Source organism: Duncaniella sp. (assembly GCF_029054785.1).
GTDB lineage: Bacteria > Bacteroidota > Bacteroidia > Bacteroidales > Muribaculaceae > Duncaniella.
Genome location: NZ_JAIDEN010000041.1, coordinates 1 through 10,045, shown reverse-complemented (window position 1 = coordinate 10,045; position 10,045 = coordinate 1). Strand labels below are relative to the sequence as shown.

The window sequence follows — 10,045 nt, the reverse complement described above, 5'->3', positions numbered from 1 at the left end:
ATCAACCCGAATCAACCAACGCGCCCCGAATCAACCCGCGCGCGTCCGGAGGACGCAGATTTACTCGTAGCCCGTGACACCGCAGCGCACAGCGCGCAGGTGTCACGGGGAAAAACAATCCCCCAAAAAAGTGTCCGGAGGACACTGATTTACCATCGTCCCATCATCTCGCCGACGGAATCTACAAAAATGGTACAAAGGTCCTGCCTATTGGTAACATACAAAAGACGCGATTGCCCTAACTTTGCACAAAAATCATCAGCCACAGCATGAAAATTCCGTTCTCTCTAATCATGTCAGCCACCATACTGACAACCAACTTCACCACCACTATGGCACAAAGCAACAATTCAGACAACAGCCTGGGCGTAAAAATAGTCCAGACCGCCGGACGCGACCAGTTAGGCGACTTCGCCCCGGAATTTGCCCGCGTCAACGACGACATTCTTTTCGGTGAAGTCTGGAGCCGCAACAATCTGCTCAGCCTCCGCGACCGAAGCCTCATAACCGTCACCGCCCTCATCAGCCAGGGCCTGACCGACAGCTCCCTGACCTATCATCTTCAGACAGCCAAAGCCAATGGCATCAGCCGCACGGAGATCGCCGAAGCCATCACCCACATCGCCTTTTATGCCGGATGGCCCAAAGCCTGGGCTGCTTTCCGGCTGGCCAAAGAAGTGTGGGCCGACGAGATCAGCGGCGACGACGCGAAAGCCGAATTCGAGCGCGGAATGATTTTCCCGATCGGATCTCCCAACCCTTTCGGGCAATACTTCTCAGGCCGAAGCTACCTCGCACAGATCTCCGACTCGCAGATACCGTTTTTCAACGTGACCTTCGAACCGGGCTGCCGTAACAACTGGCACATCCACAAGGCCACTAAAGGCGGAGGCCAGATGCTCGTCGGGGTCGCAGGCCGCGGATGGTATCAGGAAGAGGGCAAAGAAGCCGTCGAGATTCTCCCCGGCACCGTGGTCCACATTCCAGCCAACGTAAAGCACTGGCATGGTGCGGCCTCAGACTCCTGGTTCGCCCATCTGGCCTTCGAAATTCCGGGCGAGGAAAGTTCCAACGTGTGGCTCGAACCCGTTTCCGACGACGATTACAGCCGTCTGCACTGAACCGGATGCAGACAATGACAGCGCGACCGGACCTCTCTGACTGAGATCCGGTCGCGCTGTCGGTTTCTACAAACGCCTTTCACGCCTGAAGCCTTGCGGCGAGGTCGGCGCTATACTGACGCCCCACGGGAACCACAACCCCGTTGGTCATCGTGACGCTCTGACGGCTGAAACTGCGGATCTTGTCGACGGCGATGATAAACGACCTGTGGATCCTTACAAACCGTTTCGGCGGAAGCATCCCGCCTATTGTCTTAAGGATCACACGCGAAAGGGTGCAGGTTCCGTCAACGCGGAAAATCTTCGAATAACTCTCCATCGCCTCGATATAGACGATGTCAGAAAGCGGAATGGAGACATTGTTATACTCCTGCTTGACCACAATACACTTGTCGGCCTGCACATGCTCGTTGTATTCAAGGTTTCTGATGGCCTTCTCGACTGCAAGCCTGAAACGGTCATAGGCAAAGGGCTTGTGGAGATAGTCGACGGCATTGAGGTTGAATCCGTCGAAAGCATAGTCAAGATAGGCCGTGGTGAATATGAAACAGGCTTCCGAAGGGACATGCGAGGCGATTGTCAGGCCGTTGACACCCTCCATCTCAACATCAAGAAAAGCCAGGTCGAAATCTCCCTTCTTTATGACCTCCAGCCCCTCTTCGGGGTTGGAGTAGACTGAAAGTTCGATACCGCCGAAGCGTTCACAGAACTTCGAGATAATGTCCAATGCGAGAGGTTCGTCGTCAATGGCTACACATCTGAGCTTACGGTTAATCATGAGAGGCTTAGAAGTTATTTAATGACAATAGTTAGTTACCTGAGCCTTGGCATCTCATTTGCAATAATTTATCTGAAAGATACGCCACTCAGTTCTTAACTCTTATTTTCAGGTCCACAATAAATTTGCCGTCCTGCTCCTCGGCCTTCAGTTCCGAATCGTTGCCGAAAAGGCTCGCAAGACGCGCCCGGCAGTTCTCCAGCCCGACAGGGGCCTCGGTGCGGAACTCGTCGACCCGCTTGACAATGTCGTTTTCGGTCCTGAATTCCAGCAGCCCCTCCTTGAGAGTCAGACGGATGTCGATCAGGCAGTCTCGGTGGGTAGAGACCCCGTATTTGAAGACATTCTCCAGAAATGTCATCATGACCATCGGCGGGATGCGGGCCTCCTCGTCATCGACATCGCAGAAAAAGGAGACTTTCGTGTGGCCGTTAAGCCTCAGCGACTGGAGGTCGATATAGTTGCGGATATAGCGGATCTCGTCGCGCAGCGCCACGGTATCGCGGTCGACTCCGGTATAGGTATATTTCACCAGTTCGATGAACTTCACAAAAGCAGCCTCGGCCCGCTCGGAGGTGCCGATGAGCATGCTGTAAAGCGAATTGAGCGTATTGAAGAGGAAGTGCGGATTGATCTGAGCCTTGTAGACCGCAAGTTCGGCGGTGTTTTTCTGCAACTCGAACTCCTTTTTCAACATCAGCTGCTGATACAGCTCCTGGATGAACGACATGGAGAGCGCATAGCCCATGACGAGCGAGAACATCATCCAAGTCCCGATGGCCTGGCTGTAAGTCCTGATCTGGTTATAGAGAGCCGTGAGCGACTCGGCGTTGAAAGTAACCTCCGGCAGCTTGTATTGCGTCAGGATATAGTTGCCGATGATCAGCACCACAAGAATAACGGCTATCACCCAGTATTTCCTCTCTACAAAGAGTTTCGGCACGTGGAGCAGACGGATGGCAAAATAGTCGCCGTAGAGACAGGCGATCAGCAGCCATGTGAACTCCGGCCAGTCCGAAAGCCAGTAGTAGGCAGGACTCAGCACGATCAGCAAGGGCATATAGACCAGACAGAAAGTCCAGTCTATGATTCGGTCTATTTTTTTCTGAAAGAATTTCATTTCACAAAGTTAATCTTATTTCGTAACTCTTGAAAATTAGAGGTCGTTTAAAAACAAGAGTTAAAATCCGAGTGGTGTATCTTTTAGATAAATTGTTTCAAATGAGAAAGGAGCATAGCGAGCTATGCTCCTTCAATTCAGAACCATATCCACCTCAAAACTTTCGCTCAGATTTTAACTCTTGTTTTTAAACAACCTCTTAATTTATGCCTGATGCGAGGTTTATTTCGAGGAAAAATCCGTCAGCCACTATTTTGCAACTGTCCGGAAATTCTCCTTCCCCGGCTTCAGGACCTCGTAGAGCTGATTTGTATATGTAGCCAAAACTATGTATTTTTGTAAAAGTAACACTTCCGACAGACTTTCAGCATGGCGGAAGCGTTATAAATTCATGATGAAAATGACCGCTTTCATATCAGCAATTCTTCTGACCGTAGCCGCCATCGGCTGCGGCAGCTACAACAGCCGGGCGACATCAGCCGACTCAACGACAGAAACCTCAGACCCTCAACCGACCATAAGCGACAACCGCCACAGGAGCGCGCCTGCCGTATTGCCGGGCATCGAAGTCCTGCGGCGCAACGGTTTCGAGGAGCTTGATGGCCTGCGCGTCGGTCTGATCACCAATCCGACCGGTGTTGACAATTCACTGAAATCGACGATCGACATCCTCGCCGAAGCTCCCAACGTCAGACTGACAGCCCTCTTCGCCCCCGAACACGGAGTCAGGGGCGACCATGTCGCGGGTGCTTCCGTGGCCAATGACACCGACCCCAAGACCGGTGTCCCCATCTATTCGCTCCACGGCAAGACGCGCAAGCCGACCGCCGAAATGCTCCAGAACGTCGATGTGCTCGTCTATGACATCCAGGACATCGGCACCCGCAGCTACACCTTCATCTCCACAATGGGACTGGCGATGGAAGCCGCCGCGCAGAACGGCAAGAAATTCATGGTGCTCGACCGCCCGAATCCCCTCGGAGGCAACAAGGTCGAGGGCAACATTGCCGAACAGGGCTGCTTCTCATTCGTGAGCCAGTATCCGATCCCCTATGTCTACGGACTGACCCCCGGCGAGCTCGCCCGCTATCTCAACGGCGAGGGCCTGCTCAAAAGCGGCATGAAAGCCGATCTGACAGTGATACCGATGAAAGGATGGCACCGATCGATGACATTCGCCGAGACAGGAATGCCCTGGGTGCTCCCCTCGCCGCATATTCCCGACCCCTCCACCGCCCTGCTCTATCCCGCCACAGGAATCATGGGCGAACTTGACTATGTCTCGATCGGTGTCGGCTACACTCTGCCGTTCAAACTGACAGGGGCTACCTGGATCAACGCCCAGGCTCTTGCCGACAGGCTGACAGCGCTGAAAATCCCCGGAGTGGAGTTCCGCCCCATCCATTACAAACCGTTCTATGCGATCTTCAAGGGAGAGAATCTCCACGGTGTGGAAGTCTACGTCCGCGATGCCGAAGCTGCGCCGCTGTCACTGATCCAGTTCTACATCATGCAGGAGCTCGCTGCCATGTATCCCACGCAAAAAGCCTTCTCAAAGGCAACTCAGGCACGTCTCAACATGTTTGACAAGGTCTGCGGATCTCCGAAGATCCGTCAGCTGTTCGAGAAGGCCTACAAGGTCTCGGACATCGAAGAGTACTGGAACAAGGACATCGAAGGCTTCAAAGCCCGCGCCGAGATCTATCAGCTTTACAAATAAAGGCCACATAGACCTCATCACCGCCATCAACAGAACCAATCAAGCCTCCAAACGCAATGACAGTCATCGCAGACGCCGGAAGCACCAAAATCGAATGGGCGCTCATCGGCAAAGATTCCCGTTGCCACATTCGCCTCTGTACCCGCGGATTCAATGCGGCCCAGTGTGACACAGACCGCCTGAGCGCCATCATCCGCCAGGACGCACCTGAATTTATCGACAGGGCTGCCGGATGCCGCAGCATCCATTTCTATGGAGCGGGCTGCATCGGCGCTCTCTGCGATGAAGTGTCAGCAGCCCTGCGCCGGACATTCTCGGCAGAGACAGCCCATGCCGAAAGTGACATGCTCGCCGCCGCCCGCGCCCTGTGTGGCACCGGACCGGGCATCGCCTGCATCCTCGGCACCGGATCAAACTCCTGTCTCTATGACGGGGAACGCATCACGGCCAACACTCCGCCGATGGGCTTCATCCTCGGCGACGAAGGGAGCGGTGCCTCACTCGGAAAATCATTGTTGGTAAAAATCTTCAAACGGCAATTGCCTGACGCAGTCATCGGCATGTTCGCCGACTGTTATCCCGAAGCAACCAAAGCGGAAGTCATCGCTAAAGTCTACCGCGGAGAGCGGCCCGGAGCCTATCTCGCCTCCTTCGCACCATTTCTGAAAGACAACATCGGGGTGCCCGAAATCGCAGCTCTGGTCCACGAAGAATTCATCCGTTTTTTCAACATGAATATCCTGGCCTACGAAGGCGCACACGAGCTGCCGATCCATTTCGTCGGCTCCATAGCCCATCACTTCGCCCCCGTCCTCCGCAGCGCAGCCTCAGCCTGCGGCCTCACAGTAGGCACCATCCTCCAGGCCCCGATGGACGCCCTCATCCGCTTCCACTCGGAGCACCACTGCTCAGACAATTAGCAATCAGTCTTTAAGACACCCGACCGGAACCACCAAAACTCCGTCTTCTCTCCGGTATGCGAAATCACCGCTTGCCGTAAGCACCATCAAAAACGACGGTTTCTTCATTTTTGAGGTATCTATCTTGCCTGCAAGAGTCAATAAGGTGGAAGCTCCCTGATTTATGAGATTATCACCGCCGAGCTTGATTTCCACAAGCCCGTAGCGGCCATCCCTGAGATGAACGACAGCATCACATTCAAGCCCGTTCTTGTCCCTGTAATGATAGACATTCCCGTTCAAGGCCTCGGCATATACTCTCAGATCACGCATACACAGCGTTTCAAAAATCAATCCAAACGTATTGAGATCGGCAATCAAATCTTTCGGACCTATGCCGAGAGATGCTGTGGCTATCGAAGGATCGGTAAAGTATCGGGTATCAGAAGATCTTATAGCTGTTTTAGATCTCAGATTGGGATTCCAAGCCTCTACATCTTCTATCACGAAAATGCGCTTGAGTGCTTTTATGTATGCGGCAATAGTATCCACATCGAGGGTTTCACCCTCATTTTCAATCAGATCGTCTCTTATGGCCGAATTGCTCACCTGTGCTCCCTGATGACGGGAATAGGACCGCAGCAGACGATGCACACGCACCGGATCCCGATCAACTCCATCTGCCTGCTGAATATCTCGCTTTTCCACAGCCGACACATAATCGAATGCCTGGTCAAGAGCTATTTCATCATCCATGTCAACAGACAGAGGCCATCCGCCACGGCATGTGACGAAAGCGACTTTTTCCAGATCCAAAGCAGATACTCCGGCTATTTCAAGATTTCCCTCAAAGAGACTTCCAAGCGAGACATCTCCGGTCGATTCGCCTGATTCCCAAAGAGACATTGGTCTCATTTTCAACCATGCAAACCGTCCGGTACCACTGTGGATAACTTCACTCATATCCGGAGGCACACTCGAACCAGTAAGGACAAAAAGACCCAAATCCGGGCTATGATCAGCCTCAAATCGGACAGCATCCCATAATTTTGGGGCAACTTGCCACTCGTCAATCAACCGTGGTTTCTCTCCACGCAACAACAGAGCCGGATTTATACGGGCCAATTGTTCGTTCTGCTCACGCTTACCCGGTTCTGACATATAAAGGACACTATTGCATATCTGCTCGGCGGTAGTTGTCTTGCCGCACCATTTCGCGCCTTCAACAAGAACCGCACCTTTGCCTTTGAGCTTTCGCTCAAGCAACCGATCGGCTATCCGATGTCTATATTTCTCTTTCTGAGTCATCTGCCTATAAGTTTACAGAGGCAAAGATAACAATTATTTTTGACAATTCGGTCATTTGGCCGAAATCTGTTCGGTTGTTTGGCCGAAATCCATTCGGTTATTTGGCCGGGTTTCATTCGGTTGTTTGGCCGGATTTCGTTCGGTCGTTTGGCCGAAATCTGTTCGGTTGTTTGGCCGAATGAGTGGATGTGGGCAGGAAAGTTGGCTGTCAGCGGGTGTATTTTTTGATGACAATATGGTTGTTCTGAGTGATGACCACATCGACACGCACGTCGTGCGGATCGGCATCAATCTCATCGACAAGCTGGAAATCATAAGCCACTCCGACCTTTCTGGCACGGCTACCGGAGAGCAGGCGGTCATAATAGCCCTTGCCTCGGCCCACACGGTTGCCGTTGCGGTCATAGGCCACGGCGGGAACCACAATCATCTCCATATCGTCGACCGACGAGGTGTCGGTCCCTGTCGGCTCCTCAATATGAAACGAACCGAGACTCAGACGGGATTCGTCGTAAGGCAGGATCTCAAGATTGACACCGTTGACCCGCGGCAGATAGAAATGCTTGCGTCCGCACCACTTGCGGATAAACGAGCGCGTAGAAAGCTCGTCAGGCAGAGAGTGGTACATCAGAATCCTGTCGGCGAGCATGAACTCGGCAGTCTGTTCAAGCATTGCGAACACCTGCTCTGCGGCAGAAATTTTCTCTTCCTCGCTGAGAAGAGTCTTGCGGGCTTTGATATTGCGCCTGATGTCATCTTTTTTCATGATCCCGATTGTAAGAGGATGTTTAAATTACATTGACTGACCGAAAGCCCGGAGTCTCTATTTCAGGTCCTTGACCGGAAAGGCGGCTTTGCCGGACGAAAGAGCTTCGACGCCGGTCATCACAGTCGGGTCAAGCTCGTTGAACACCTTGAAATAGCCTTCTACGCCGAGCACATTGCGGGCTATCATGGCTTTCAGTTGGTTAACAATCAGATCGCGGGAAATGTTTATGTAATACCAGCGCGGCGCCACTCCGGCTTTCTGCGAATAGCTGACGAAGTCCTGAAGCAGCGTGTCATCATCGGGGAGCATGCGCAGCAGCTCCTTGACATCCTTCGTCTTTTCAAGACGGTCGCGGTTGCGGTCGGTATAATCGAAAGTATATTTCTGGATCAGGCCGGCGTTGACCACATTGAGATAGTAGGATGTGATCCCGACCGTGTCATTCGGGACAAAGATGTCAGGCATGATACCTCCTCCGCCATAGACCGTGCGGCCATGCATGGTCTCGAAGGCCAGTGACTTGTCCAGCTTGATGGAATCGGCATTGTAGAACTCGCCGTGTTCATAGCGGGTGATGATATCGCGGTCATAGTCCGTGCCCGGCGCATAGGTCTTCTGAATGCAGCGTCCGGAGGGGGTGTAGTAGCGGGCAATCGTCAGACGGATGGCGCTGCTGTCGGGCAGTTCCATCTGATTCTGCACCAGTCCCTTGCCGAAAGAGCGGCGACCGATCACCAGACCGCGGTCATTGTCCTGGATGGCACCGGCGAAAATCTCGCTCGCACTGGCCGAAACCTCATCGAGCAGAACCACCAGCTCAGTGTTGTGCAGCGATCCTGAACCGTCGCTGAAAGTCGGACGCGCGTCAGGAGCCGTCTTGCCCCTCATGCTCACGATCGGGCAACCCGCCGGAAGGAATTCATTGGCCATGAGGACCGCTGGTTCCATGAAACCGCCGCCGTTGCCGCGCAGATCGACAACAAACTTCTCAGCCCCATCAGCCATCAGGTTGATCACCGATGTCAGGAACTCGCTGTAAGTGTTGGAACCGAACTTGTTGATTTTGACATAACCGATTTTCGGTGCGATCATATATGCAGCGTCGACCGACGTAACCGGAATGTCACCGCGGGTCACCTCGAAAGTCAGGATCTTGTTTGAAGTATGACGCTTGATGCCGAGTTTGACCACACTTCCTTTCGGACCGCGCAGCGAAGCACGGACCTGCACGTCGCTCCACTTCTGCCCGGCCACAACGGTATCGTTGATGCTGACAATCTTGTCGCCGGCCAGAAGCCCGGCCTTTTCCGAAGGACCTCCGGAAATCACCTCAAGCACATTGATGCTGTCGTTGAGCAGGTTGAACGAAATGCCCACACCGGAAAACGATCCGCTCAGCTCTTCATTGACATTCTGAAGATCCGAGGCGGGAATATAGACCGAATGAGGGTCAAGATGCGACATGATACCGGCAAAGGAGGCTTCGAGAAGACTGTCAGTGTCTATATCGTCGACATATGAGCGGTCGATCATATCCATGATGGTATCAAGTTTGCTCCTTGAATTCCATCCTGCGGAATTATTGAAAAAAGACTTACCGATCCACATTCCGGCCACGAGAGCCACTGCAATAGCAAGAGGCATCCAGACGGATGTTTTCTTTAGACGGTTGTTCATAGAATAGCTTTTTGATGTTTTTTGTCAAAGCAGATAGATACGGGAGAAGGCAGAAATTCAGAGAGTGTCCGGGCACCCTCTCTCATCGACGTCAGGAATTCTCAGGGCCGCAGGCATCCGCAAGATGACAGCACTCCACACCGGCACGGCGCAGAAGATCAATCCCGTCGGTGATCCGGTAAAGCTCATTGAACACCACACGCTTGATCCCGGCCTGGATGATCAGTTTCGCACAGTCGAGACAGGGAGAAGCCGTGACATAGAGCGTCGAACCCTCGGCAGAGTTGTTCGAACGGGCCACTTTGGTAATAGCATTGGCTTCGGCATGGAGGACATAGGTCTTTGTCTGGCCGTCTTCGTCCTCGCAGACGTTTTCGAAGCCCGCCGGCGTACCGTTGAAACCGTCGGAGATAATCGTGCGGCCCTTCACCATCAGGGCACCGACCTTCCGGCGCTCGCAATAGGAATTCTCGGCCCAGATTCGGGCCATGCGCAGATAGCGCCTGTCGAGCAGATCTTGCTTGCCGTTATGTTCCATAATCGGTCGATTTATTCAGATGCAAAGATAGCGAGAATTATTCTATTTAATCACATTTCATCCCAAAATATAACACATTCGTCAAAAAAATGTGCAAAACATACACCCCCAACCC

General features: G+C 53.0%; 9 protein-coding genes. 3 read left to right on the top strand and 6 right to left on the bottom strand.

Going from position 1 to position 10,045, the window contains the following annotated elements:
- The first annotated feature begins 332 nt into the window (after positions 1–332).
- Entirely contained in the window at positions 333–1,121 is a 789-nt protein-coding gene (locus K2H17_RS02665; protein WP_300131115.1) for a carboxymuconolactone decarboxylase family protein, read from the top strand.
- A 79-nt stretch (positions 1,122–1,200) separates the two neighbouring features.
- Here K2H17_RS02665 and K2H17_RS02660 read toward each other — a convergent pair whose 3' ends face one another.
- Both K2H17_RS02660 and K2H17_RS02655 read right to left on the bottom strand, forming a co-directional pair.
- Complete coding sequence (locus tag K2H17_RS02660; RefSeq protein ID WP_300131113.1) at positions 1,201–1,899, bottom strand: LytTR family DNA-binding domain-containing protein; 699 nt, start codon at positions 1,897–1,899, stop codon at positions 1,201–1,203.
- A gap of 88 nt (positions 1,900–1,987) precedes the next feature.
- On the bottom strand, positions 1,988–3,019 hold the full coding sequence (locus tag K2H17_RS02655; RefSeq protein ID WP_300131111.1) for a sensor histidine kinase: 1,032 nt from the start codon (positions 3,017–3,019) through the stop codon (positions 1,988–1,990).
- A gap of 391 nt (positions 3,020–3,410) precedes the next feature.
- On the opposite strand from K2H17_RS02655, the gene K2H17_RS02650 reads away from it, so the two are divergent.
- On the top strand, positions 3,411–4,739 hold the full coding sequence (locus K2H17_RS02650; protein ID WP_300131109.1) for a DUF1343 domain-containing protein: 1,329 nt from the start codon (positions 3,411–3,413) through the stop codon (positions 4,737–4,739).
- Positions 4,740–4,795: 56 nt separating this feature from the next.
- On the top strand, positions 4,796–5,659 hold the full coding sequence (locus K2H17_RS02645) for an ATPase (protein WP_300131106.1): 864 nt from the start codon (positions 4,796–4,798) through the stop codon (positions 5,657–5,659).
- Between the two features lie 3 nt (positions 5,660–5,662).
- Here K2H17_RS02645 and K2H17_RS02640 read toward each other — a convergent pair whose 3' ends face one another.
- The 4 genes from K2H17_RS02640 to K2H17_RS02625 form a co-directional block, all read right to left on the bottom strand.
- Positions 5,663–6,946, bottom strand: coding sequence for a DUF4143 domain-containing protein (locus K2H17_RS02640; RefSeq protein WP_300131105.1), 1,284 nt, complete (start codon positions 6,944–6,946; stop codon positions 5,663–5,665).
- A 208-nt stretch (positions 6,947–7,154) separates the two neighbouring features.
- Positions 7,155–7,712 carry a 5-formyltetrahydrofolate cyclo-ligase gene (locus K2H17_RS02635; protein ID WP_300131102.1) on the bottom strand — a complete coding sequence of 186 codons (558 nt, stop codon included), beginning with the start codon at positions 7,710–7,712 and terminating at the stop codon, positions 7,155–7,157.
- Positions 7,713–7,769: 57 nt separating this feature from the next.
- A complete protein-coding gene (locus tag K2H17_RS02630) occupies positions 7,770–9,392 on the bottom strand; it encodes a S41 family peptidase (protein WP_300131100.1) in 1,623 nt (540 codons plus the stop codon).
- Between the two features lie 91 nt (positions 9,393–9,483).
- Positions 9,484–9,930, bottom strand: a complete 447-nt coding sequence (locus K2H17_RS02625) for a dCMP deaminase family protein (RefSeq protein WP_300131097.1) — start codon at positions 9,928–9,930, stop codon at positions 9,484–9,486.
- Between the last annotated feature and the right edge of the window lie 115 nt (positions 9,931–10,045).